Source organism: Trinickia sp. HAY1-2D (genome assembly GCF_056754935.1).
Map to the genome: position 1 here is coordinate 3495507 of NZ_JBPGWX010000002.1, position 24469 is coordinate 3519975.

Annotated in this window: 25 protein-coding genes; 13 read left to right on the forward strand and 12 right to left on the reverse strand. The window is 64.8% G+C overall.

Features of this window, described 5'->3' with window-relative positions; all coding sequences use genetic code 11:
- Positions 1-171: 171 nt before the first annotated feature.
- On the forward strand, positions 172-1446 hold the full coding sequence (locus ACR9ZC_RS23280) for a hypothetical protein (RefSeq protein WP_481582069.1): 1275 nt from the start codon (positions 172-174) through the stop codon (positions 1444-1446).
- Positions 1447-1508: 62 nt separating this feature from the next.
- Here ACR9ZC_RS23280 and ACR9ZC_RS23285 read toward each other — a convergent pair whose 3' ends face one another.
- Positions 1509-2351 carry an aldo/keto reductase gene (locus ACR9ZC_RS23285; protein ID WP_481582070.1) on the reverse strand — a complete coding sequence of 281 codons (843 nt, stop codon included), beginning with the start codon at positions 2349-2351 and terminating at the stop codon, positions 1509-1511.
- Positions 2352-2487: 136 nt separating this feature from the next.
- On the opposite strand from ACR9ZC_RS23285, the gene ACR9ZC_RS23290 reads away from it, so the two are divergent.
- A complete protein-coding gene (locus tag ACR9ZC_RS23290; protein ID WP_481582071.1) occupies positions 2488-3234 on the forward strand; it encodes a GntR family transcriptional regulator in 747 nt (248 codons plus the stop codon).
- Positions 3235-3260: 26 nt separating this feature from the next.
- Here the strand turns inward: ACR9ZC_RS23290 and ACR9ZC_RS23295 are convergent, their stop codons facing one another.
- Positions 3261-4667, reverse strand: a complete 1407-nt coding sequence (locus tag ACR9ZC_RS23295; RefSeq protein ID WP_481582072.1) for a CoA transferase — start codon at positions 4665-4667, stop codon at positions 3261-3263.
- A 94-nt stretch (positions 4668-4761) separates the two neighbouring features.
- Here ACR9ZC_RS23295 and ACR9ZC_RS23300 point away from each other — a divergent pair, with 94 nt between their 5' ends.
- Positions 4762-6003 carry a citrate/2-methylcitrate synthase gene (locus ACR9ZC_RS23300; RefSeq protein WP_481582073.1) on the forward strand — a complete coding sequence of 414 codons (1242 nt, stop codon included), beginning with the start codon at positions 4762-4764 and terminating at the stop codon, positions 6001-6003.
- A 33-nt stretch (positions 6004-6036) separates the two neighbouring features.
- Here the strand turns inward: ACR9ZC_RS23300 and ACR9ZC_RS23305 are convergent, their stop codons facing one another.
- Positions 6037-6333 carry a DUF2917 domain-containing protein gene (locus ACR9ZC_RS23305; protein WP_481582074.1) on the reverse strand — a complete coding sequence of 99 codons (297 nt, stop codon included), beginning with the start codon at positions 6331-6333 and terminating at the stop codon, positions 6037-6039.
- Between the two features lie 159 nt (positions 6334-6492).
- On the opposite strand from ACR9ZC_RS23305, the gene ACR9ZC_RS23310 reads away from it, so the two are divergent.
- Together ACR9ZC_RS23310 and ACR9ZC_RS23315 are read left to right on the forward strand one after the other, a co-directional pair.
- A complete protein-coding gene (locus tag ACR9ZC_RS23310) occupies positions 6493-7953 on the forward strand; it encodes an aminotransferase-like domain-containing protein (RefSeq protein ID WP_481582075.1) in 1461 nt (486 codons plus the stop codon).
- A 214-nt stretch (positions 7954-8167) separates the two neighbouring features.
- The gene (locus tag ACR9ZC_RS23315) at positions 8168-9433 is read left to right on the forward strand and encodes an EAL domain-containing protein (RefSeq protein WP_481582076.1); all 1266 of its coding nucleotides are present in this window, start codon (positions 8168-8170) and stop codon (positions 9431-9433) included.
- Positions 9434-9455: 22 nt separating this feature from the next.
- Here the strand turns inward: ACR9ZC_RS23315 and ACR9ZC_RS23320 are convergent, their stop codons facing one another.
- On the reverse strand, positions 9456-10421 hold the full coding sequence (locus ACR9ZC_RS23320; RefSeq protein WP_481582077.1) for a sigma-70 family RNA polymerase sigma factor: 966 nt from the start codon (positions 10419-10421) through the stop codon (positions 9456-9458).
- A 261-nt stretch (positions 10422-10682) separates the two neighbouring features.
- On the opposite strand from ACR9ZC_RS23320, the gene clpP reads away from it, so the two are divergent.
- The gene (gene clpP, locus ACR9ZC_RS23325) at positions 10683-11330 is read left to right on the forward strand and encodes an ATP-dependent Clp endopeptidase proteolytic subunit ClpP (protein WP_481582078.1); all 648 of its coding nucleotides are present in this window, start codon (positions 10683-10685) and stop codon (positions 11328-11330) included.
- A gap of 36 nt (positions 11331-11366) precedes the next feature.
- On the opposite strand, the gene ACR9ZC_RS23330 is transcribed toward clpP, so the two are convergent.
- The 5 genes from ACR9ZC_RS23330 to xseA all read right to left on the reverse strand — a co-directional run bounded on the left by ACR9ZC_RS23330 (position 11367) and on the right by xseA (position 15419).
- On the reverse strand, positions 11367-11897 hold the full coding sequence (locus ACR9ZC_RS23330; protein ID WP_481582079.1) for a chromate transporter: 531 nt from the start codon (positions 11895-11897) through the stop codon (positions 11367-11369).
- Entirely contained in the window at positions 11894-12493 is a 600-nt protein-coding gene (locus ACR9ZC_RS23335) for a chromate transporter (protein WP_481582080.1), read from the reverse strand. Before ACR9ZC_RS23335 ends, ACR9ZC_RS23330 begins: the two co-directional genes overlap by 4 nt.
- A 95-nt stretch (positions 12494-12588) precedes the next feature.
- Entirely contained in the window at positions 12589-13077 is a 489-nt protein-coding gene (locus ACR9ZC_RS23340; protein ID WP_331568057.1) for a MarR family winged helix-turn-helix transcriptional regulator, read from the reverse strand.
- A 153-nt stretch (positions 13078-13230) separates the two neighbouring features.
- Positions 13231-13809: a superoxide dismutase [Fe] gene (gene sodB, locus ACR9ZC_RS23345; protein WP_173257284.1), complete on the reverse strand. Its 579-nt coding sequence runs from the start codon at positions 13807-13809 to the stop codon at positions 13231-13233.
- Positions 13810-14036: 227 nt separating this feature from the next.
- Entirely contained in the window at positions 14037-15419 is a 1383-nt protein-coding gene (xseA, locus tag ACR9ZC_RS23350; RefSeq protein WP_481582081.1) for an exodeoxyribonuclease VII large subunit, read from the reverse strand.
- Between the two features lie 382 nt (positions 15420-15801).
- Here xseA and lpxK point away from each other — a divergent pair, with 382 nt between their 5' ends.
- The 5 genes from lpxK (at position 15802) to ACR9ZC_RS23375 (ending at position 19711) form a co-directional block, all read left to right on the forward strand.
- Complete coding sequence (gene lpxK, locus ACR9ZC_RS23355) at positions 15802-16839, forward strand: tetraacyldisaccharide 4'-kinase (RefSeq protein WP_481582082.1); 1038 nt, start codon at positions 15802-15804, stop codon at positions 16837-16839.
- The gene (locus ACR9ZC_RS23360; RefSeq protein ID WP_331568061.1) at positions 16820-17026 is read left to right on the forward strand and encodes a Trm112 family protein; all 207 of its coding nucleotides are present in this window, start codon (positions 16820-16822) and stop codon (positions 17024-17026) included. The genes lpxK and ACR9ZC_RS23360 overlap by 20 nt, the downstream gene beginning before the upstream one ends.
- 61 nt (positions 17027-17087) lie before the next feature.
- A complete protein-coding gene (kdsB, locus tag ACR9ZC_RS23365; RefSeq protein ID WP_481582083.1) occupies positions 17088-17906 on the forward strand; it encodes a 3-deoxy-manno-octulosonate cytidylyltransferase in 819 nt (272 codons plus the stop codon).
- Positions 17907-18110: 204 nt separating this feature from the next.
- The gene (adk, locus tag ACR9ZC_RS23370) at positions 18111-18773 is read left to right on the forward strand and encodes an adenylate kinase (RefSeq protein WP_481582084.1); all 663 of its coding nucleotides are present in this window, start codon (positions 18111-18113) and stop codon (positions 18771-18773) included.
- A 179-nt stretch (positions 18774-18952) separates the two neighbouring features.
- Entirely contained in the window at positions 18953-19711 is a 759-nt protein-coding gene (locus ACR9ZC_RS23375) for a 3-hydroxyacyl-CoA dehydrogenase (protein ID WP_331568064.1), read from the forward strand.
- A 117-nt stretch (positions 19712-19828) separates the two neighbouring features.
- On the opposite strand, the gene ACR9ZC_RS23380 is transcribed toward ACR9ZC_RS23375, so the two are convergent.
- Entirely contained in the window at positions 19829-20668 is an 840-nt protein-coding gene (locus ACR9ZC_RS23380) for a SirB1 family protein (RefSeq protein WP_331568104.1), read from the reverse strand.
- 5 nt (positions 20669-20673) lie between these two features.
- Positions 20674-22224: a murein biosynthesis integral membrane protein MurJ gene (gene murJ / locus ACR9ZC_RS23385; protein ID WP_331568065.1), complete on the reverse strand. Its 1551-nt coding sequence runs from the start codon at positions 22222-22224 to the stop codon at positions 20674-20676.
- Positions 22225-22445: 221 nt separating this feature from the next.
- Between murJ and rpsT the strand changes: the two genes are divergently transcribed.
- A complete protein-coding gene (gene rpsT, locus ACR9ZC_RS23390) occupies positions 22446-22721 on the forward strand; it encodes a 30S ribosomal protein S20 (RefSeq protein WP_331568066.1) in 276 nt (91 codons plus the stop codon).
- Between the two features lie 241 nt (positions 22722-22962).
- Here rpsT and ACR9ZC_RS23395 read toward each other — a convergent pair whose 3' ends face one another.
- Complete coding sequence (locus ACR9ZC_RS23395) at positions 22963-23295, reverse strand: DUF3579 domain-containing protein (RefSeq protein WP_481582085.1); 333 nt, start codon at positions 23293-23295, stop codon at positions 22963-22965.
- A 235-nt stretch (positions 23296-23530) separates the two neighbouring features.
- On the opposite strand from ACR9ZC_RS23395, the gene argF reads away from it, so the two are divergent.
- Positions 23531-24460, forward strand: a complete 930-nt coding sequence (gene argF, locus ACR9ZC_RS23400) for an ornithine carbamoyltransferase (RefSeq protein ID WP_481582086.1) — start codon at positions 23531-23533, stop codon at positions 24458-24460.
- Positions 24461-24469: the final 9 nt, after the last annotated feature.

Below are 24469 nucleotides of genomic sequence, written 5' to 3' on the forward strand. Positions count from 1 at the left end.
CGCTTGCCGTGTGCAGCACGCCTTAGCGCCCGATGGCACGGTTATCGCAGTAGACCCCTCGTACATCACGCGAATTCGCGCTTTGCCGCGCGACGCTGGAACTGCCGTACTCGCGCAGCTACACGCGAGATGACGGCGGCAGCGGGTCGCCGGTCGCATCGGGGGATAACCATGAAGAGCATCGTCAATATTAAGGACTCCTACACATCTGCGAAAGCGATCAGAGTCTCGCTGGCCGGAGTAATCGCACTGCTTTTGGGATCGCCCGTACAGGCGATGCCACCCGATGACGGTATAGCTCGATGGTTGCTCACCGCTGCGGCGAGCGGCGATGACAACACTGCTACCTCACCCGCTTTGCAAACCTCGCCGGACACGCAGGCCGCTCAAAGCGATGCGACCGATACTTCCGCAGCCGCGGATCCGTGCGCTGCGAACCCCAGCTCGGAAGCGTGTCTCAAATTGCTCAGCATCGATGTGGGCGGTACTGACAACGGCACTACCGCGGCGGGTTCGAACAACGGCGGCTTCGCTGGCGGCAACGGCGGCGTTAGCGGCGGGGGCAGTCGTGGTGGAGGCAGCGGCGGAGGTAGCCCGAGTGGCGGTACTGGAGGAGGCGACCACGGCAGTGGCGGCGGTACCGGCGGAGGCACGGGTGGCGGTACGGGTGGCGGTACGGGTGGCGGTACGGGCGGTGGCACGAGCGGAGGAACCGGCGGAGGCACGGGCGGAGGCACGGGTGGCGGCACGGGTGGCGGCACGGGTGGCGGCACGGGTGGCGGCACGAGCGGAGGAACCGGCGGTGGCACGGGCGGCGGCACGGGTGGCGGCACGGGTGGCGGCACGGGTGGCGGCACGGGTGGCGGCACGGGCGGTGGCACGGGTGGCGGCACCGGTGGTGGTGGCGACGGCGGTGGACACGGCGGCGGTAATGGCGGTGGACACGGCGGCGGCAACGGCGGCGGCAACGGCGGTGGTAATGGCGGCGGTAACGGCGGTGGTAACGGCGGTGGTAACGGCGGCGGACACGGCGGCGGACACGGCGGCGGACACGGCGGCGGCAACGGCGGTGGCAACGGCGGTGGTAATGGCGGCGGCAACGGCGGTGGTAATGGCGGTGGTAATGGCGGCGGCAACGGCGGTGGCAACGGCGGCGGCAATGGTGGCGGCAACGGCGGCGGACACGGCGGTGGTAACGGCGGTGGTAACGGCGGTGGTAACGGCGGTGGTAACGGTGGCGGCAACGGCGGCGGACACGGCGGTGGTAATGGCGGCGGTGGACACGGCGGCGGACACGGCGGCGGCAACGGCAGTGGCAACGGCGGTAACGGTGTCGGCAACGGCGGCGGTAACGGCAGCGGGCAAGGCAGCGGCAACGGCGGCAACGGCCACGGCAACGGCGGAGGCAACGGAAGCAACGGCGGCGGGCACGGCGGCAATCACTGATACCCACCAATCGACGCGGCGGGTGCTCCGCCGCGTCGAGATGTGCGGCTTAACGGACTGCGTTACAACATCTCCAGCGCGCGCTTCGATCGCGGCGGCTTGAACCGCGCATCGATGCGCGCGCGCTCGTCGTCGGTCAGTCGAATATCGAGCGCCCGGCGATTCTCTCGCACATGCTCGATGTTCCCCGCCTTGGGAATCGCACAAACACCGGGTTGTTCGAGCACCCATGCAAGCGCGATGCTGACAGACGAGACGCCGCGCGCTTGCGCGATATCGTCGAGCACCGATCCCTGCGGCAAGCGCATATGATCGATCGGGCTGTAGGCCATCGCCGGCATCTTTCTCGCGCGCATCCATGGCAGAAGATCGAATTCGGGCCCGCGCCGCGCGACGTTATAGAGAATCTGGTTTGCGGCGCACGCGGTACCGCCCGCCGCGAAAAGTGCGTCCATTTCCTCGACATCGAAATTACTCACGCCCCAATGCCGGATCTTGCCTGCACGCCGCAGCGATTCGAAACCTTCCACCGTTTCTTCCAACGGAACGGCACCGGGCCAGTGCAGCAAATACAGGTCGAGGCGGTCCGTCTTCACCCGTGCGAGACTCGCATCGCATGAGGCGACCACGCCGCGTCGGCTCGCGTTGTGCGGATAGACCTTGCTGACAAGGAATACCTTTTCACGCAACCCGGCGAGCGCCGCGCCCAAGAGCGTCTCGGTCGCACCGTCTCCATACATTTCCGCGGTGTCGACGACTGTCATGCCGAGTTCGATGCCTTCGCGCAACGCGGCGATTTCCGCCTCGCGCGCGGAACGCCGCTCGCCCATCTCCCATGTGCCGAGCCCCAGCTTCGCGATACGCTCGCCGTCCGGCAGCGTCACCCACGCATCGTTACGTTCCATTGCCCTCTCCCCAACGCTTTTGAAGATCAACGGGAGTGTAGCCCCGAGCCGAAAAACGTGTGCTCGCTTCGCATAACATGGCCCGCGACGCGGCGATGACATAAAATCACCGCTTGCCCCTCGCCGCGTACAGGCCATGAATGCACCCTCGGAAGACCGCTGGCGCGATCTGCGTCCGGACCCGGAAAACGATACGCCGCTTTACCTCCAGCTCGCCCGCAAGCTCGGGCAGGCCATCCACGAAAGCCGCTGGAACGCAGGCGAAGCACTGCCGTCCGAACGCGTGTTGTCCGACGCGCTTGGCGTTTCGCGCATCACCGCGCGCAAAGCCATCGCGCTGCTCGTCGAGCAAGGTCTCATTCGTCGCTCGCAAGGCGCCGGCAGCTTCATCACGCCGCGCTACGACGTACGGCTTTCGCAGTTGTCGAGCTTCAGCGAGATGCTGCGGCGCAGAGGCTTCACGCCGAGCTCGCAATGGCTCTCGCGCGATATTCAGCCCGCAAGCCGCGACGAGGTGATCCAGTTGGGGTTGTCTCCGGCGGCGGCCGTTACGCGCTTGAAACGGCTGCGTCTTGCCGATGGCATCGTCATGGCGGTCGAGAATTCGACGCTGCCGGCATCCGTCATACCTGATCCCAATGCGATCGGCGATTCGCTCTACAGCTATCTCGAACAGCGAGGTCTCGCGATCGTACGCGCGCTGCAGCACTTCCGCGCGGTCAATGCGAGCGACGAAATCGCGCGCCAAATGGGCATCGCACCGCACGACGCGCTGCTCCTCATTACTCGTATCGGCTATACGGCCGACCAGCGCGCCATCGAACTCACCGATACCTACTGCCGCAACGATTACTACGACTTCGTCGCCGAGTTGCGCAAGTAGCGCGGTAGCGCACGCAGCGCGTCAGGCTACGATTCGACCCAGCACGGCTCGTCGGCGCCGATCGGATGAGGCGGCGACGCAAAGCGCGCTGGCGTGAGCGACATCGATTCCGCCGGCGCGGCCGCGAGAACCGTACCGAACGGCGATGCCATCGTCTGCATCAGGTCGCGAACATCGTCGAGACCGACATCGGGTGCACGCCATCCGCCCTCCAGCAAGCCCAACGATTGCAGCCAGCGCCCCGTTTGCGCGAGCGAGACACGCACGTGCCAGCTGCCTCCCTCGCGCGCTCGGCGCAACAGTGCGACCATTGCCCCGAAGGCGGCCAGATACCCCGTCGCATGATCGAGCGCTTGGCAGGGCAAGTGCTTCGGCGCCGTGCCGCCGACGGCCTCGCGCTCGGTCCAGGCGATCCCGCTCGCCGACTGAACGAGACTGTCGAAGCCCCGGCGCTGAGCCCAAGGCCCCTGATGTCCGTAGGCGCTCACCGACACGTAGACGATGCCCGGGCGGATCCGTGCGAGATCCTCGGGAGCTAAGCCACGCGCCGCGAGTGCGCCGGGCCGGTAGGCTTGCAGAAATACGTCCGCACCGGCCGCCAACTCGCGTAGCCGATCGGCGTCGGTCGGCTCGCGCAGATCGAGTAGCGCGGAGCGTTTGCCGCGGCCGTTATCGATGACGAGCGGCGCGATGTTCGGCAGATGCGGACCGTTGATCAGAAGCACTTGCGCGCCGTGCTGCGCAAGCGTGCGGCCAGCGACAGGGCCCGCGATGATGCGGCTCAGATCCAGCACGCGCGTGCCGGCGAGCGGCCGGTCGGCCACCGGGTTCGCATCGTTGCCGATCGGCATCGGCGCGGCGGGTCCGATGCGCTCGATCTCGAAGTGCGGCAGCGCGGCCACGGCGGCAGCCTGCTCGTTGTCCTGCCACTCGCGAGGCGAGCGGATCAGTGCTGCGCACAAGCCGGCATCGGCGAGCGCACGATCGAGCTCGGCCCCCTCCCATCCGCGAATCGCCGCGGCCACGGCATCGCGATCGTTCGCACAGCCGAGCACGTTCACGACGCCCAGGCGGTGATGAGGGAAGTTCGTATGCAGCTGAATCCAGCGCCCGTCCCGCGTTTCGTAAAAACCCATCAACGGATCGCGCAACTCAGGCGCGGGGCCGTCGTCGATCCGCAGATAGCGCTCGCTGCGGAACACCGCAAGGGCACGCCGCATCGAGACGTCGATGCGCTGACGCCGCCCCGTGCGCAGCGCATGGCATTCGGCGGCGGCAAGCGCCGCGGCGCCGATCGTCGCGCAGGCCAGCGTCCCCACCCGATAAACGGAGGGCAGTCCCGGATCCTCACCTTCGAAATGAATATCGCCCAATGCGTCAGGTGCACAGGCGGCCAGCGACCAAAGGTGCTCGAGTGCGAGATGCGGTGTCATGATCGGCGAGACCGGTGTTGATGGTGAAAACGAGTCTAGAATCAGCTGCCATATCGATCAATCTTGATTGCAATAATCAACGTATATTGGTGCCATGCCCACTTATCTGAGCGCCACTGAAGCCGCATCGACGCTCGGCATCAGCGTGCCGACACTGTATTCCTACGTGAGCCGGGGCTTGCTCAATTCGACGCCCGACATGGACGGGAAGCGGCATGGCTACGCGGCCGACGAAGTACGTCGCCTCGCTCGCCGCAAGGCCGACGGCAAGCGCGCCGGCAAAGTCGCGCAAAAGGTCCTGGACTGGGGTGTTCCGGTTTTGGAATCGCGCATTACATCGATCGCGAACGGCCGGCTTTTTTATCGAGGCCACGATGCGCTGGCGTGGGCGGCAACGGCCACGCTGGAAGATACCGCTGCGCTGTTATGGGAGTGCGAGCGCGAGTTGATCGACGCGACGCCCGATGTTCCGCTCCCGGCAACTCAGTGGAACGCGGCCCTGAAGCTGACGCGCCGGCAAGCCCCGCACCAGCGCGCGCTCGTCATGCTGCCCATCGCCGCCGCGCACTTGCCCGGCATTTGGGCACTCGATCGGCAAGGCCGAATCGAAACCGCCGGCGCATTGTTACGTGTGCTCGCGGCGGCGTTGACCGCATCGGCTCCCTCGCGCGAACCGCTGCATCGGCAACTGGCGAAAGCGTGGGGCATCACGCGCCGGCGTACCCTCGACCTCCTGCGCGCGTCGCTCGTCGTCTGTGCGGACCACGAGCTGAACGCATCCGCGTTCACAGTGCGATGCATTGCCTCGACGGGCATGCATCTCTTCGGCGCCGTCACGGGCGGTCTGGCCGCACTCGCCGGCCCGCGTCATTGCGGAGAGACGGTACGCGTCTCGACCATGCTTGCCGAGGCCGCCCAAGCCGGAGACGTCGAGCACTATGTCATGAGCCACATGACATACGACGATCCTCGCGCGCGTACAGTGTTGCCAGGCTTCGGCCATCCGCTGTATCCCGACGGCGACCCGCGCGCGGCGCTTTTGATGACGATGCTCGACGCCTGCACCGGTGTGCGCACCGCCGAGCGGGCGAGACTGCGCAGCATCGAGGCTGTCGTCGATGTCGCCGGCCGCACAACCGGCCTTGCGCCAACGATCGACTTCGCCCTTTCGTCGATCGAACGCGTGCTGGCGCTGCCCGCAGGCGCGGCATTCGGGCTGTTCGCGCTAGGCCGCGCCGCCGGATGGATCGCGCACGCCATGGAGCAAATCGACGACGGGCGGCTCATTCGTCCTCGTGCGCGCTACGTAGGCTCGGAGCCGTCCCCGGCTCGATAACGCGAACGGCCGCAGCACCGAGATCGCGCCACGCTATGCGGCCTGCAACCACCGCGACCGCCAGCTACGCCGTGAGCGCTCGCCCGACACCCGATGGGGGTCCGCGTCGGTCACCGTCATGCGGACAGTCCCGCGACTGGGACCGACCCAGGCGCGCATGCCTGCTGCCAACGTGAACGACTGCCCCGCTTCGAGCCAGTAGTCCTCACTATCGTGCTCGACGGTCAACCAAAGCTGCCCGGACGTCACGTTGATCACGAGCGGGCGGCTGACCCGCCAGACGGTCGCGGGTTCGTGTTCTTCCATTTCGAACATACGGATTTCACGCATCGCAGCCTCCCTTTCATCAAGCATTGCCGTCACTGCATTATTGCGATAACGTCAGGGCAATCACATGCACAGTTCTGAACAGTTTCGACAAAACTGTGCAGTCGAATTACCGAACAGTCGCTGCTACTGGACACACGGCAGGCGACAAAAGGAACGCTGATGAAGCTCGAACTCGATCGCGGTAACGGCGTGCCGCTCACGGATCAGATCGTCGCAGGCATGGAGTCGTGGATTCGGTCGGGCGAAGCGCATGCGGGTGCGAAACTACCGTCGATCCGCGCGTTCGCGGCCGACTACGGCATCAGCCGCTTTCCTGTCATCGAGGCGTATGACAGGCTCGTCTCGCTCGGCTATGTCGAGTCGCGGCATGGATCCGGGTTTTATGTGAGCGCGCGCGGTCATGCCGCGCTCGAGCGTGGCGGTGCCTCGGATCCGCGTCGCGCCGAAGACGAATCGCACTACATCATGGAGCAGTTCCACCATCCTGGAGGGACGCTCAAACTCGCGAGCGGCTTCATCCCCGAAGCCTGGCGCGACATGGAAGGGATCGCGCAAGCGATCCGCCACGTCACGCGCACCGATCGCCTTGCGACGGTCGACTATGCCACGCCGCTCGGCAACGCCGCGCTGCGCGAACATCTGCAAGCGCGGATCGCTCAACTCGGCATTCATGCTGATGCATCGCAATTGCTCATCACCTCCGGGGCGAGTCAGGCCGTCGATCTGCTCGTGCGCTACCTGCTGAAAGCCGGCGACACGATGTTCGTCGAGGACCCGGGTTACTACAATTTGTTCGGACTCCTCAAGTTGCACGGCGTCAACATGGTCGGCATTCCACGCACGGCTACCGGCCCCGATCTCGATACGCTGGAAAAAGAGCTCGCCCGTCATCGGCCGCGTGCGTTCTTCGTGAACTCCGTGTTCCACAATCCGACCGGCACCGTCGTCGCGCCGTCGGTCGCATTCCGGCTCCTGCAGTTGGCTCGCGAATACGACTTCAAAATCATCGAAGACGATATCTACGCGGACTTCCAATCCAGCCCGAGCGACCGGCTCGCCGCGCTCGACAGGCTGGAGCAGGTCGTCTATATCGGCGGGCTATCGAAGACGCTTTCGTCTTCGCTGCGCATCGGCTATATCGTGGCCGATCGCGCGACCGTGAAAGACCTGGCCGACATCAAGGTGCTGACGAGTGTCGGCGGTTCGCTCTTTGCGGAGGCCGTCGCGCTCGCGATGCTCGAGCGCGGCGCGTATCACAAGTTCCTCGAGCGCTTGCGCCGGCGCATGACCGATGCGCTAGGCGCCGCGGCGCGCACGCTCGAATCGTCCGGCTGGCAGCTTTTTACCGCGCCCGTGGGCGGGAAGTTCGTCTGGGCACGCACACCCCATATCAAGGATTCACAGCGGCTCGTCGAATGCGCATCGTCGTGCGGCGTTACGGTCGCGCCCGGCAGCTACTTTCGGCCGCACGGCCAGACGAGCCCGTGGCTGCGCATCAACGCCGCCTATGCCGATGACCCGCGCGCGCAGGCTTTTTTCGAGCGCGCAATGACACTGGCGTCCGATCGCGAGGCTGAGAGCGAGGCCGAGCGCGAGGCCGAGCGCGCGTCGCTGCCTTGAACGAGCGCGCCCGGCGCGACCCACGCCGGGGCATGCGCCGCACCGCGCCAGTGCAATCCGGCCGGTGCCGCGTCCCCAGCACACGCTCCAGCCGCGTATGCCGGACGTTCGACATTGCGCATAGTTCTTGCTGACACATGCCGTACAGTAGAATCCATATGCTTTTGGCATCGCGCCGCCGCCCAGTGGCCCCCGTTACGCTCTCCTAAACAGCATGATCGATCTCGATCCTCCCGGCTTTCATCCGCCGCGCCCCGCCGCGGGCGATGCAGGCACGCGGCACACAGTCGTATACGGCAGCTACACCGTATTCAGCGTGTTTCAACCGGTGTTCTCCGTCTCGCATCGGCGCGCGATCGGCTATCACGCGTCGCTGCGCGCGCACGACGAAGACGAGCGGCACGTGCCCTCGCACGAAGTGTTCACGCAGGCAGCGCGGCGAGGCGATCTGCTCGAACTCGGACGGCTCGCCGAATCGCTGCACCTGGGCAACTTTAGCGCCTTCGACTCCAATGACGAATGGCTGTTTCTCAGCCTGCATCCCGCCGCGCTGATGGATACGAGCTACGGCGACGCGATGCTCGCCGGGCTGAAAGCACTTGGCCTGCCGCCGCAGCGCGTGGTGCTCGAGGTGCCCGAGCAGGCCGGTGGCGAAACGGGCCGCTTCGCGGAGATCGTCGATTCGTTGCGCAAGTCGGGCTTTCTGATCGCACTGGGCGGCTTCGGCGCCAAACATTCGAATATCGATCGCGTCTGGCATTTGCGCCCCGACATCGTCACGCTCGATCGCGTGATCCTCGCGCAGGCGAGCGAGCATTCGCATATCGAACGCGTCTTGCCGGGGCTGGTCTCGCTGCTGCATGAATCGGGGCAACTCGTTCTGATGGGCGGACTGTCCACCGAGCGCGAAGCCTTGATCGCGCTCGAATGCAACGTCGACTTCATGCAGGGCGCCTACTTCGCCGGTCCGAGCACGAAACCCGTGGACCCGCGCATCGCCGCCAGCGCGATGGATGCGCTGTCGGCCGCGTTGCGCGAACGCGTCAGCGCACGCGAGCGGTTGCAAGCCGAACGCCTCGCACCTTATGTGGCCGCGCTCGACCAAGCGTGCGCGCGCCTGGTCGCGGGGGAGATGCTCGAGGCGGCCACCCAGCCGCTACTCGCGTTGCCCGAAACGGCTCGCACGTTTTTGCTCGATGCGCAGGGCCGGCAAATCGGAGACAACCTCGTGCCGCTCGGGCGACGCATTTCGCGCCGTGCCAAGCGGTTCAGTCCGCTACTGCACTCGGAGGGCGCCAGTTGGGAACGCCGGCCTTATTTCACGGCGGCGGTGCGCTCGCCCGGGCACGCGCACCTGACCGCACCTTATCTGTCCATCAATGAAGCGCACCTGTGCGTGACCGCATCGATTGCCGCGCAAACGGCGCAGGGTTTGCAAGTGCTGTGCGTCGACATCAACTGGGAAGCGACCGGACTCTGACGGATTGCCGTCGCCGGACGGTTCAAGCAACGGGCAAAGCAGCAAACGCCTGCTGCCGGACGGCAGCCAGCAATGCTTCGACGGCATGCAGCCCGAAGGCGCGGTTCATCGCTGCAACGATTGCGCCATCGGTGGTGATTTCCACATGGCCGATCGCCATGTCCGCGAACGAAACGGCAACGAGCGCGACGATCTCGCCTTGCGCCGACAGCGCAAGGTAGCCCGCACCGTCGATCGCCAATGGATGCGCACAGACGGTGCCGCCGCCAAGCGCCCGGCTCTCCTCGACGAGCGCCATCGCCGTCGTTGCGGCCGCAGCGATCGGCGTTTCGGCGTTCACGCGCAAGGCCTCGCGCCCATCGATCGACAAAGTTGCGGTTGCGGTGAAAACCTGCATTGCCAGCGCCACATCGCCCGTTTCGAGCGCTTCGGACAGGCGATCGAGCGTGCCGCGCCGCGGCTCGTGGCCCCCCGTTCGCCCCGCGCGATCCGGTTCACGATGCAGACGCTCGCGCGCGCGGTGCACGAGCTGCCGGCAATGCGCGGGCGTCTTGCCAACGACATCGGCAATGGACGCATAGTCGCAATCGAACGCCTCGTGAAGAACGAAGGCAGCCCGCTCGTCAGGTGAAAGCCGCTCGACGAGCAGCATCAACCCCGCATCGAGCGACGAAGCCTTCAATGCCGCTTCCTCCGCCGATGGCGCGAACTCGTCGCGCCACGGCTCGGCGATCCATTCGCTCTCGCGCGCGGCGCGCTCGGCGGCCAGGCGCCGCAACCGGTCGAGCGCGAGACGCGTGGCGACGGTCGTCAACCACGCGGGCGGCGTATGCAGTGCCGCCGCATCCGCCGCCTGCCATTTGAGCCACACTTCCTGCACGACATCCTCAGCTTCCGCCCGGCTTGCGAGCATGCGGGCCACGATCGAGGTGAGCCGCGCACGCATGCGCTGGAATTCAGCGGTCTTGTCGATGGATGAATGCGTCATGAGTCCATGCTCCAGCAATGGTGTGCGTTCGCGCGCCTTCGCGCCGACAACGCTCGGGCGCCGCCGTTGGCGCCCGTCCGCACCGTGTCCCCTATTCATTGACGATCGACCGGGAGCAAACGTGACAACTGCCGACCGATTTTTATTCGGCAGGCGGCTGCACGAGCCGGGCCGACTTGTCACAATAGAGACACGCCGTGCGTCAACAGGATCGAAGGGCATGCCGCGCATGCCCGCGACATCATTCGTGCGAGGAACGCTATGTCCGGACATCGTCCCCCTTACCCTTACAGCCAGCTCGTGCCGACCGTCATCGAAACGACGGGCCGCGGCGAGCGCGCCTACGACATCTATTCGCGCCTTTTGCGCGAGCGCATCGTTTTTCTCGTGGGACCCGTCAACGAGGACACCGCAAGCCTCATCGTCGCGCAGTTGCTGTTTCTCGAATCGGAGAACCCGGACAAGGATATCTCGTTCTACATCAACTCGCCGGGCGGCTCGGTCTACGACGGCCTCGCCATCTACGACACCATGCAGTTCATCAAGCCGCAAGTCTCGACGCTTTGCACCGGGTTCGCAGCCAGCATGGGGACGTTCTTGCTGGCCGCGGGCGCCAAAGGAAAGCGCTACGCGCTGCCGAACGCACGCATCATGATTCATCAGCCCTCGGGCGGCAGCCAGGGAACGGCCGCCGATATCGAAATCCAGGCGAAGGAAGTACTGTTCCTGCGCGAACGGCTCAGTCAGGTTCTCGCCGAACGGACAGGTCAATCGATCGAGCAAATCGCGAAAGACACCGATCGCGACAATTTCATGTCGGCGGATGCGGCGAAGGCGTATGGGTTGATCGACGAGGTGCTCGCCGAGCGATCGGTGCTCGACGACATCGCACGACGCACCGTGCGATGACGCTTTCACCGGCGAGCGGTGCGAGATGCGGTGCGTTCAGATCTGGCCGAAGCCGGTGGCACCGATCACGGCGCCCGCGGCGAGCAGCCATAACGGATGGATGCGCGTACGAAAAGCGAGCGCGGCGCACGCCGCCGTGATCGCCCATTGAATCGCCGCCTGATTCGACGCGTGCGAGATCAATGCCGCGCTGGCCGCGACGAGCCCGACCGTCACCGGTGTCATACCGGACTGTACGTACCGGCGCCACGGGCGGTCCTTGAAACGCTCCCAGGCATGCAGCGATGCGGCCGTGACGAGCGACGACGGCCCGAACTTGGCCAGCGTGGAAACGATAAAGCCGGGCCAGCCGGCCACGTGCCAGCCGATCATCGTCACGATCATCATATTGGGGCCCGGTGCAGCCTGGGCGAGCGCGAAGAGCGCCGTGAACTGTTCCGCGCTCATCCAGTGATGCACCTGGACGACCTGACGCTGCATCTCGGGAAGGATCGTGTTGCCGCCGCCGAAAGCGAGCAGCGAGAGCTGGGAGAAGATGGTCGCCAATGCGACGAGCGTCGCGCTCATTTCACTGTGTCCTTGTGCGCGCTCAGTGCGCGGCGCTGCCGGCGCCATGCCAGCGCGATGCTCAGTGGTGTCAGCACGAGCATGGTCGGCAAAAGCGGCAGCCGCACGAGCGCAATCGCCGCGAATATGACCGCCGCGACGAAAATGCCCTCGGGCGAGCGGACAATCGGCTTGGCCACCTTCATCGCCATCGCGACCAACAGGCCCGCGGCCGCTGCGGCGAGGCCGCCGAACATGTGGTGAACGATGGGATCGTGCTGCGTTTTCGCGTAGACGACGCCGAGCGCGATGACGATCAACGAAGGCACCGCGATGAAGCCTGTTATCGCGGCAAGCGCACCCATGGCTCCGCGAAAACGCATGCCGATCGCAACGGACAGATTGATGACATTGCCGCCCGGTAGAAACTGGCACAGGCCGAGCAGATCGATGAACTCTTCGGACGACAGCCAGCGCCGCTGCTCCACCACGGCACGGCGTACGAAAGGCAGTGCGCCGCCGAACGAGATCAGACCGAGACCGAGAAAGCCGACGAACAATTCGCCCACGCCGACTTCGCGCCCGTCTGCTGCCGACACTCGAGAATCCGTTGCCATCTGCTGCCCTCCTCCTCGCCGATACGATCAATGCGATCAATGCATTCGATGCACGCAATGATTGAATGCGGCGCGCGGCGCCATCCGTACGAAGTTCAAGCGGGTGCCTTCCGCGCAGAACCTCTTTCGGGTGCGGCCCCTTCTCGATCGAAGCGGGCGAGCCGCTCGAGCAGTTCGCCCGCCTCGAGCACGACGCTGCGCTCCCGGGCGTCGAGGCTTTGAAGCATGGCCTGCGCGAGCCATTTCCCTCGTAGTGTGCGGTTGCCGTGCAGCACGCGCCGCCCCTTCGCGGTGAGCGACAACCGGGTGCGCCGCCGGTCGAGCGTATCGGCCTGACGCTTGATGTAGCCGGCCGCTTCGAGTTCCCGCAACAGCACGGCCAGATTCGAGGAACGGATGCGCTCGGCCGCACAGATCTCCGTGGGGCTCACGCCGTCGCCCAGACGATCGATCGCGCCCATGACGACCAACTGCGAAAATTGGACGGGATCCACCTGCGCTTCCTGGCGCAGACGCCGCGCCAATCCCGATATTTGCCCACGCAAGCGCGTGGCCCGCGTCAACAGTTCGTCCGAATTTTCCATGTAGCTACGATAACATAGCTATATCGACATAGCTATTTGGAAAATTCTCGGTTTGCCCTGCGCAATCGGGTTCGGTCGATGCCCTCGCCGTTCACGCGCCCCAAAAAGAAAACCCCCGAGAACGGGGGTTTTCCGAGGAGACGATGTACGTCTTTACGCGAAGTTCTTCGCGGCGAAATCCCAGTTCACGATGTTCCAGAACGCTTCGACGAACTTCGGACGCGCGTTGCGGTAGTCGATGTAGTAGGCGTGTTCCCAGACGTCGATCGTCAGGAGCGCCTTGGCATCCGTCGTGAGCGGCGTAGCCGCGTTGCTCGTCGAGACGATATCGAGCGAGCCGTCCGCCTTCTTCACGAGCCACGTCCAGCCCGAGCCGAAGTTACCCACGGCCGCCTTCGTGAAGGCCTCCTTGAAGGCATCGTACGAGCCCCACTTGGCGTTGATCGCGTCGGCCAGCGCGCCCTTCGGCGCACCACCGCCTTGCGGCGTCAGGCCATTCCAGAAGAACGTGTGGTTCCAGACTTGTGCGGAATTGTTGAAGATGCCGCCCGACGACTTCTTGACGATCTCTTCGAGCGAGAGATTCTCGAACTCCGTGCCCTTGATCAGATTGTTCAGATTCGTGACGTAGGCCTGGTGATGCTTGCCGTAGTGGAATTCGAGCGTCTCTTCCGACATATGCGGCGCAAGCGCTTTCTTGTCGAACGGCAACGGCGGGAGCTTATGTTCCATGGTGCAGTTCCTTCTATCGATTGATCGAGTGTGGGGTACTTTGTCGCAGGTGACGCTTCCGAGGCTTGGATTGTAGGCGACTTGGAATAACCCCACAAATCAGTAGCCCTTTTTCCGCAGCATTGACCGCAGCCTCGACGCAACAACGTAAAAAATGCTGAGATCGCGGCCTATGGTCGCATCTTTCGAAAGCCCGCTACCTGCCCGGGCATCTTCGCCACGGCCCTTCAGAAACCATCGGTCAGGCGCGGCTGCACATCGGCGAACGAAACATCCGCCGCCCCTTGCGCGAGGTGGACCGTGTAGCGACGCGCGGGTTTCACCGCGGTCGGGCTGCGGATCGCCCGCCCCGTCTCGCCGTCGAGCAGTGCCGCATAGCCGCGCTCGAGCGTGCGTTGCGGGCTCAGTACTTCGAGGCGAGCGCAAAGCGTGCCCAGTTTCGCTTCCTGCCGCTCGGCCAGGCGCGCGAGCGCGACATCGAGGCGGCGCGCATATCCGAGCAACGCGGCGCGCTCGGCCGCCAAATCGGGCCGCCACCGCTGCCAGCGAAGGCGCACGACGGCAAAGCGCGCTCGCGCATCGCGCACCGGCCGTCCTCCCGCCGCGGCGAGTCGCGCCTGCAATTGCTCGAGATGCGCGCGCTGTCGCCGCAAGCGCTCGGCCGGACTCACGAGCCGGCGTGCAAGCCAATCCAGTTGCTGCGCGCGCCGCTCCATCAGGCGGCCGAAGCCGCGCGCCAGCGCGGCGACGCGCTGATCGAGTTCGCGCAGCAGCACAGTACGCTGCGGGCTGACGAGCTCGGCCGCCCCTGTCGGCGTCGGCGCGCGCACGTCGGCGGCAAAATCGGCAATCGTCACGTCCGTCTCATGGCCCACGCCGCTCACCACGGGAAGATCGCTTGCCGCGATCGCACGGGCAAGCACTTCTTCGTTGAAAGCCCAGAGATCTTCGATGGAGCCGCCGCCGCGGCACACGATCAGTACGTCGACCTCGCGCCGCGCGTTGGCCTGCCGGACCATCGCCGCGAGCTTGTCGCCAGCGCCCGCGCCTTGCACGGGCGCCGGGTACACGATAACCGCCACGTGAGGCGCGCGCCGCGCCAGCGTCGTCAGCACATCGCGCAGGGCGGCCGCCTGTAGCGATGTCACGATGCCGATGGCCCGCGGGTGCGTCGGCAACGCACGCTTGCGCTCGGCGGCGAAAAGCCCTTCCGCTTCGAGCTGCGTCTTCAATCGCAGAAACGCTTCGTAGAGCCGGCCGACGCCCGTGCGGCGCACCGCCTCGACATTGAGCTGAAGTTCGCCGCGCGGCTCGTACATCGTCACGAGCGCGCGAACCTCGATCTTGTCACCCTCGCGCGGCGTGAACTCGGCGTACTGCGCGCGGCCCCGGAACATCACGCAGCGCATCTGCGCCTGCGCATCCTTGATCGAGAAATACCAATGTCCGCTCGCCGCCCGCGTGAAGTTCGATACCTCCCCCGCCACCCACGTCAGCGGAAACGAACGTTCGAGCATCGTGCTGACAGCCCGGTTGAGCACCGACACGGGGATGGCCAGCTCGCCGTCGAGCCCGCCGCCCGGTAATCCGGATGAAGAAAATGAATGCATTCGAAGTCCTGTTTTTTCCTGGACAGACGATAGTCCGCCGCCTGGCCTACGTCCAGCCGAAATTGGGCCACGCGATGCAAGGTTTCCCACATATCGAGCAGTGCCGGTCTCGCGGCGCGCGCATGGCGCGCGAGCGCGGCCCAGCGTCGCAAGTCATTGATTAATAATAACTTTTATTTGATCACACAAACACGGTCGCCGATGAGATGCTTGATTTGTCGGCCTTTGCGTCGTTTGTGACGGGGGTTCTTCACAGAGTTATCCACAGCCGTCGCGCGTTGCCCCTGGCAGCCCCGCTCCGGCCGGGCCTTGCCCGGCGCCGTCCGGGCGCGCTAGAGTGCCGGGTTCCCATTGCAGCGATGCGAACCCAACCGACGACGATATGCGCGTTCTTACCCGATTCGCCGAGAGAACCCTAGCGCGGCTCGAAGCGTACATCGCCCGCCAATGGCAACACCGCGGCATTTTCGCGATCGCATGCGTACCGTTGGCCTGCGTGTTCAGCGCCGTCGCGGCCCTGCGCCGCATCGCTTTCTCGCTCGGCTGGCGCGAGCGCGTGCGGGTCGGCGTGCCCGTCGTCATCGTCGGCAATCTGACGGTAGGGGGAACGGGGAAAACGCCGACCGTCATAGCGCTCGTCGACGCGCTGCGCTCAGCCGGGTTCACCCCGGGCGTAGTTTCGCGCGGCTACGGCGCGAAGCTTCGCCGCCCGCGGGCCGTTACCTCGGCCTCACGCCCGGACGAAGCCGGCGACGAGCCGCTGCTCATTGCGCGTCGCACCGGTGCACCGGTCTGGGTGTGCCCCGATCGCGTCGCGGCGGCCCATGCACTCGTCGCAGCGCACCGCGATGTCGATGTGATCGTCAGTGACGATGGCTTGCAGCACTACCGGCTCGCGCGCGACATCGAGATCGTCGTGTTCGATCAGCGCTTGGCGGGCAACGGCTTGCCGCTGCCCGCGGGCCCTTTGCGCGAGCCGCTCTCGCGCAGACGCGACGCCACGCTCGTCAACGATCCATTCAACCGGACGCCGCCGCCCTGGCCCGACACGTTCGCCCTCGCGATCGCGCCCGGCGACGCCTGGCATCTCGCCGATCCGGCGCTGCGCAGACCGCTTTCGCAGTTCGCCGGCGAGCGGGTGCTCGCCGCGGCAGGCATCGGCTCGCCCGAGCGCTTTTTCGCGACGCTGCGTGCCGCGGGCCTTGCCCCCGAAACGCTCGCGCTGCCCGATCACTACGCCTTTCGCGACGATCCATTTGCGCACACGCGCGCCGACATCATTCTGATCACCGAAAAGGATGCGGTAAAATTGCGCTCCCGGCACGACGCGCGAATCTGGGTCGTTCCTGTCGAAGCCACGCTACCTGGCCGCCTTATCGCACTCGTTGTGGAGAAACTCCGTGGACGCTCGCCTGCTTGAAATTCTCGTCTGCCCGATTTGCAAGGGGCCGCTGCGCTACGATCGCGCCCACGAGGAATTGATTTGTCAGGCCGACAAGCTCGCCTATCCGATTCGCGACGGCATCCCTGTGATGCTCGTCGACGAAGCCCGGCAAACGGTCGAGGGCACCCCCGTCGAACCGCTCGATCCCGCAGGCAGCGCGTGAGGCCGCGAAAGGCCGCCGAGACCGAGAGCATCCCTTCCCATCCGCAGTAGCGCCTCCGTCGATGATCGACTCCCCAACGCCCGACTCTGCGTCTTTCGTCGCAGTGGTGCCCGCGCGCCTCGCTTCGACGCGCTTGCCCGAGAAGCCGCTCGCCGATATCGCCGGCAGACCGATGGTCGTGCGTGTGGCCGAACGCGCGCGCGCAGCGGGCGCCTCACAGGTGTTGATCGCCTCCGATGATGCGCGCGTCATCGACGCCGCCCGCGTGTGGGAGATCGACGCGCTGTTGACGCGTGCCGATCACCCGTCCGGTACGGACCGGCTCGCCGAGGTCGCCACGCATTTCAATTGGAGCGACGACACCATCGTCGTCAATGTGCAGGGCGACGAACCGCTCATCGATCCCGCGTTGATCCGCGCCGTGGCGTCGCATCTTGCAGCCCATCCCGACTGTGCGATCGCGACGGCGGCCCACCCGATCGAAGAACCCGCGGAGGTCTTCAGCCCGAACGTCGTCAAGGTCGTGCTCGACGCGCGCGGCCGGGCGCTCTACTTCTCGCGCGCGCCGATTCCGTGGATGCGCGACGCCTATCAGCCTCATTGCTCGACAGCCGCACTCGACGTGGCGGCGATGCCGTCGCCGCCGCCCGATACCGTCTTTCGCCACATCGGGCTCTACGCTTACCGCGCGCGCTTTCTGCGCACGTACCCGACGCTCGCGCAAGCGCCGATCGAGCAGACCGAAATGCTCGAGCAACTGCGCGCGATGTGGCACGGCGAACGCATCGCCGTGCTCGTGACACCCGATGCGCCCGCGCCCGGCGTCGATACGCCCGCCGACCTCGAGCGCGTGCGCCTGCTTTTTAGCTTGGAGCGTTGATGGGCGTGGCATAATCAGGCCCGAAAAGCGCGAGCATTCGCAACACTCGGCTTCCGGTTCCCGCCTGCTTCGCCGCCCGCCTTCGCGAACACGATGCCCGATGGGCCGTGCCGCCGGCGGGACACCGCCGCTGGGTGTCCGCGGGGATGGCCGATTCGCTCGAATTTCGCGCCGCAGCATTCCATACAATTCGGAGATATCACCATGCGTTTGATCCTGTTGGGTGCGCCCGGCGCCGGAAAGGGTACCCAAGCCAACTTCATCAAGGAAAAATTCGGGATTCCGCAGATTTCGACCGGCGATATGCTGCGGGCGGCGGTGAAAGCCGGCTCGCCGCTCGGCGTCGAAGCCAAGCGCTTCATGGATGCGGGCGAACTCGTCCCCGATGCGCTCATCATCGATCTCGTCAAGGAACGGCTGCGCGAGCCCGATTGTGCGAAGGGCTATCTGTTCGACGGTTTTCCGCGCACGCTGCCGCAGGCCGAAGCGATGAAGCAGGCCGGCGTTGCCATCGACTATGTTCTCGAGATCGATGTGCCGTTCGACGAAATCATCGTGCGCATGAGCGGCCGACGCACCCATCCGGGCTCGGGCCGTACCTATCACGTGAAATTCAATCCGCCGAAAGTGGAAGGCAAGGACGACGTGACGGGCGAGCCGCTGATCCAGCGTGAGGACGACAAGGAAGAGACCGTGAAAAGACGTCTCGATGTCTACGTATCGCAAACGAAGCCGCTCATCGAGTACTACCAGCAATGGGCACAGCGCGGAGCGGAGAACGGACTTCAAGCGCCGCAATATCGCCGCATTTCGGGACTCGGCTCGGTCGACGACATTCGTCAGCGCGTGTTCGAAGCGCTCGTATAACGCGCACTCCCGATCTCGTCGCGCGACAAGCGCTCGGCAACCGCGCAAGACCCGCCCTCGCCGGCGGGTTTTTTTGCGCCCACGACAAGCGATTACAATCTGCTGCGGTCCATCGCCCCGCGGTCACGAGCCGCGCCGGCGCGGGCCGCCATCCAGTCAACACGCCAAGGAGTCACAGCATGGAAATTCGCGGCAACGCATTTTTGATCACCGGAGGTGCATCGGGGCTCGGCGCCGCGACGGCACGCCTGATCGCACGAGAAGGCGGCAAGGTGGCCCTCGCCGATTTGAACGAAGCGGCGGGCAATGCGCTTGCGGGCGAACTCGGCGGCACCTTCGTCAAGTGCGACGTGAGCCGGGAAGAAGATGCGCAGCGCGCCGTGGATGCCGCGCTCGGACTCGGCAAGCTCGTCGGCCTCGTGAATTGCGCCGGCGTGGCACCGGCCGTGAAGACGGTCGGCAAGGACGGCCCCCACCCGCTCGAGGCCTTTCGCCGCACGGTCGAGATCAACCTGATCGGTACGTTCAACGTCTTGCGCCTCGCCGCGGCCGCAATGGCGAAAAACGAACCCAATGAAGGCGGTGAGCGCGGCGTGATCGTGAATACGGCCTCGGTCGCCGCGTTCGACGGTCAAGTCGGCCAAGCCGCCTATGCCGCATCGAAAAGCGGTGTGGCCGGCATGACGTTGCCGATCGCGCGCGACTTGGCGCGCAACGGTATCCGTGTGATGACGATTGCGCCCGGCATCTTCGAGACGCCGATGCTGCTCGGCATGCCGAAAGAAGTGCAGGACTCGCTCGGCGCCATGGTGCCCTTCCCATCGCGCCTCGGCAAACCGGACGAATACGCGATGCTGGTCAAGCAGATTCTCGACAATCCGATGTTGAACGGCGAAGTCATTCGGCTCGACGGTGCCATCCGGATGCAGCCGAAATAACGGGGGCCGAACGGCAAAACGCCCGCAGCGTGCATCGTGCTTGCGGGCGTTTCCAGATTGTTCGTGGCGCTCCGTGCTCGGTCACGCGGCAGAGCGCCGACGCCGCGGCTGATGCGCTCAGCCGTTGCCCTGATCGGTCCGTTGACGCAACTCCTGGAGCTGCGTTTCCACGGTCATCGCGTCTTCCGCATCGGGGCGATCGTTCAGGTAGTGCTCCAGATCTTCGAGCGCGGGCCGCAGGTAGTCCAGCCGCGCGTAGGCGAAACCGCGATCGCGCACCTCTTCGATGTCCTCGGGCAGCAAGATGACGAGCCGCTGCTGCACGGCAAGCAAGCGCTGCCAGCGCTCCGTTTGCAGATAAATCGCCTTCAGATTGCGCAGCATGCGCGCGATGATCTCGCGGCTCGTAGCCGGCTGAAGCAGCATGCGCAGCGCACTGCCGAGCGATTCGGTCACGTGCGAAAGATAGGGCTCGAGCATCTCCACCATCTGCGCCTCGGAGAGCGACTGGCCCGTTGTCGGATCGAGCATGACATCGCCCTCCGGCAACGTCACGCGCATCAGGAAGTGCCCCGGAAACGAAACGCCATGAACGGGCACGCCGATCTGCTCGCCCAGCTCCATATAGAGCACGGCCAGCGTGATCGGAATGCCGCGGCGCCGTTTGAGCACCGTATTGAGATGGCTGTTGTCGGGGTCGTAGTAGTCGTTCAGATTGCCGGCGAACCCAAGGTCGCGGAAAAAGAATCGGTTCAGCGCGCCAATTTTTTCGGTCAGCCCCGCCTCGGCGGGCAAGCGGCGCTTGAGCCGCAACGCGAGTTCGTCGAGTTCGGCCAGCGTGGCCTGCAAATCGACGTCGGGATAAGCATCCTGCGCGATCGCAAGCGCGGTCTCGGTGAGCGGCAGGCCGTCGTCCTCCGCAACCAGGCTGGCGAAGTAATCGAGAACCGATGTCATGATCGTCACTTGGCTCGCCTTCTGAAGTACGCGTATTTGAAACCCATCAGCCACAGCATGCTGAAATATAGCGCGGCAAAGAGCACACTGCAGGCGGCGAGCAAGCCGATGCGCTCGAGCGGCCGCGCGTGCATGCCGATCCAGTCGAAGTTCGCCGCGCACCAGTGCATCGCGCCGGCCAGCACGAGAGACGCACCGGCCAACTGAGCCAGGAACAACGTCCATCCGCTCGACGGCGTATAAATGCCGCGCCGGCGCAGCCCGGCGAACAACAACAACGCATTGACGCAAGCACCGAGCCCGACGCTCAGCGTTAGCCCGGCGTGCGCGAAGATCGGCACGAACACGAGATTGCCGATCTGGGTCGCAATCAACACACCCACCCCGATCTTCACCGGCGTCTTGATATCCTGCTTCGCATAGAAGCCGGGCGCGAGAATCTTGATCAGAATGAGCCCGACGAGCCCGACCCCGTAAGCGGCCAGCGCGCGCCCGACCATCACGACCGAAAAACCGTCGAACCGGCCATAGTTGAATAGCGTCGCGGTCAGCGGCTCGGCGAAAAAGAAGAGCGCGAGCGCACTCGGCGCGGCGAGTAGAAACGTCACGCGCAATCCCCAATCGAGCAAAGCCGAATACTCGTGGGTATCGGCGTCGACATGGGCCTTCGAGAGGCTCGGCAGCAGGATCGTCCCGAGCGCAACCCCGAGCAGCGCGGTCGGGAACTCCATCAGGCGGTCAGCGTAGTTGATCCAGGACACGGCGCCGGGCCCGAGCCGCGATGCGATGTTCGTGTTGATGATGAGGCTCAGCTGGGCCACGGATACCGCGAAAGTGGCCGGCACCATTTTGACGAGCACACGCTTGACGCCGCGATGGGCGAGCGCTGCGATCGGATTGAGCCCGATGCGCGGCATCATGTCGATTCTGCGCAGCCCAGGCCATTGCACGGCGAATTGCAGCACGCCGCCCACGATGACGGCCCACGCGAGCGCGAACACGGGTACTTTCAGATGCGGCGCGACGGCCAGGGCCGCCACGATGAACGAAATATTCAGCAGCACGGGTGCGAACGCCGGCAGCGAAAAGTTTCCGTAGGTGTTGAGCACACCGGAAGCCAGCGTCGTCAGCGAGATGAAGATGATGTACGGGAACATGATCCGCGTCATCGAGACGGCGAAGAAGAATGCCTGGCCATCGTTCTTCAGCCCGGACGCGACGACGAACACCACCCACGAGGCCCCCGCCACGCCCGCGAGCGAGATGGCCGCGAGTGCCCAGGCGAGCACGGTCGACATGGCGTCGACTAGCCGCTTCGTCGCATCGTGCCCCTCGCTGTTCTTGAATTCGGCGAGAATCGGCACGAACGCTTGCGAAAATGCCCCCTCGGCCGAGAGGCGCCGTAGCAGGTTCGGAATGCGGAAAGCGACATAAAAGGCGTCGGTGAACTGGCTTGCACCGAAGGCTCGGGCAATCAGCGTTTCGCGGATCAGGCCGGTCACGCGGGAGAGCAGCGTGAAGCCGCTGACCGTCAGCAGGGCTCGGAAGAGATTCATGGGGCGCCTATTATACGGACAGCCGATGTTCTCTCCGCTGCGGCGTGAAATTTGCCAGGTGCCTGATTTTGTTGCTATACTCGCGCGTTTCGAAGCTCTGTCTCGCTTCGCCAACGGTTTTTGCGCCCCGGGCAACCGTTCCCGGCGGTTGAATCGAAAAACGGTGCCCGAACGAAGAGTCGGCCGGGCACCGGCAAAACAGTACAGGACAAGGAACTCTCATGGCTAACTCTGCACAAGCACGCAAGCGCGCCCGCCAAGCCGCGAAAGCGAACTCGCACAACTCGGCGCTTCGCTCGAAGTACCGCACGGCGGTCAAGGCTGTCCGCAAGGCGATCGAAGCCGGCGATCAAGCCAAGGCTGCCGAAGTCTTCCGCCTCTCGGCCAAGACGCTCGACGTCATCGCCGACAAGAAAATCGTGCATAAGAACAAGGCCGCTCGCCACAAGAGCCGCCTGGCCGCTGCCCTCAAGGCATTGCAGCCCGCTGCGCAGTAACCTCGCAGTCAGCCGTCCCGCTCGAACGCCGCAAGCGGCGCTTTACGTCTGGGCCATACGGCCTGGGCCATCATGTCTGAGCCATCTCGAATGGCGCGGAATGATCGAGCGCATGTAAAGACGAAAAAAAGCCCGCAAACGAACGTTGCGGGCTTTTTTTTGCTATGCGCCTTTCTTTCCCCCGGCGCTGGCCTCGTCGCGCACCCGAGGACGGCCTTAGGCGACCTTCGGGCGCGACGTTTCAGCCGCCGCGCTTCATCGCGCCATGGTCTTCCGGCAATTCACAGGCTTCGGTGACGACGAGGTTGTTATCTTTCGCGAAGTTCATGACGAAATCGAACGCCATAGGTTCGAGTTCGCGCAGGCGCGAGTCGAGAATGACGCATTTGAGATCACCGAGCAACGTCGGACGCACATAACGCGAATATTGAAGCCGGGCATTGGGACCCCGCACGCCCGGACCGTAGCAGGCCATGACGCCGGCCAGACGCTCCGACCAGTCGCTCGGCCGAAACTTCTTCCCGTCACGGGTGATGCCCTGAATGAAATACTCGGTGAAGGGTGCTTCGACCATGCAAGAAACCCATGTGAGGCGCCCGAAGCTGGCATGCCCGCCGGGCTTGAAGAAACCTGCCGATTATACCGGAACGGACTTTCTTGCGCACCGCACACAGGAAGCAAAGGGCGTACCGTGACGCTGCCGCCGGCTCGTCAAACGGCGGGAAATCCTTTATGCTGCATCAGGTTATCCATTGCACGGCGGCACCACCCGGCCCCCTCCGGCCGGCCCAGTCCGCCGTATTTGCTTTATGTCTGACAAAAAAGTCCGCCACTATCTGCAGTTCAAGGATTTCTCGCTGGACGAGTACGAATACGTGCTGGAACGTGCTCGCATTCTCAAGCGCAAGTTCAAGAACTACGAGACCTATCACCCGCTGCACGACCGCACGCTCGCGATGATCTTCGAGAAGCATTCGACGCGCACGCGGCTCTCGTTCGAAGCCGGCATCTTCCAGCTCGGCGGTCACGCGGTATTCATGAGCACGCGCGATACCCAACTGGGCCGCGGCGAGCCGCTCGAGGATGCGGCGCAGGTCATTTCCCGCATGGTCGACATCATCATGATTCGCACGTTCGGGCAGGACATCCTCCACCGCTTCGCCGAAAACTCGCGGGTGCCCGTCATCAACGGGCTGACGAACGAATACCACCCGTGTCAAGTGCTGGCCGATATCTTCACGTTCTATGAGCACCGCGGGCCGATCGCCGGCAAGGTCGTCGCATGGGTGGGCGATGCGAACAACATGCTCTATACGTGGATCGAGGCGGCCCAGATTCTCGGCTTCAAGCTACGCGTTTCGACGCCGGCCGGCTATAAGCTCGAGCGCTCGCTCGTCGCGCCTGAAAGCGCACCGTTTTACGAGGAGTTCGACGATCCGAACGAAGCGTGCAGCGGCGCGGATCTCGTCACGACCGATGTCTGGACGAGCATGGGCTTCGAAGCGGAGAACGAGGTGCGCAAGGCCGCATTCGCGCAGTGGTGCGTCGACACGGACATGATGGGTCGCGCGAAAGCCGATGCCCTCTTCATGCATTGCCTGCCGGCTCACCGCGGCGAGGAAGTCAGCGCGGAAGTCATCGACGGCCCGCAAAGCGTCGTCTGGGACGAGGCCGAAAACCGGCTGCACGTTCAGAAAGCGCTCATGGAGTTCCTGCTGCTCGGCAAGCTCAATCACTGAGCCTCATGC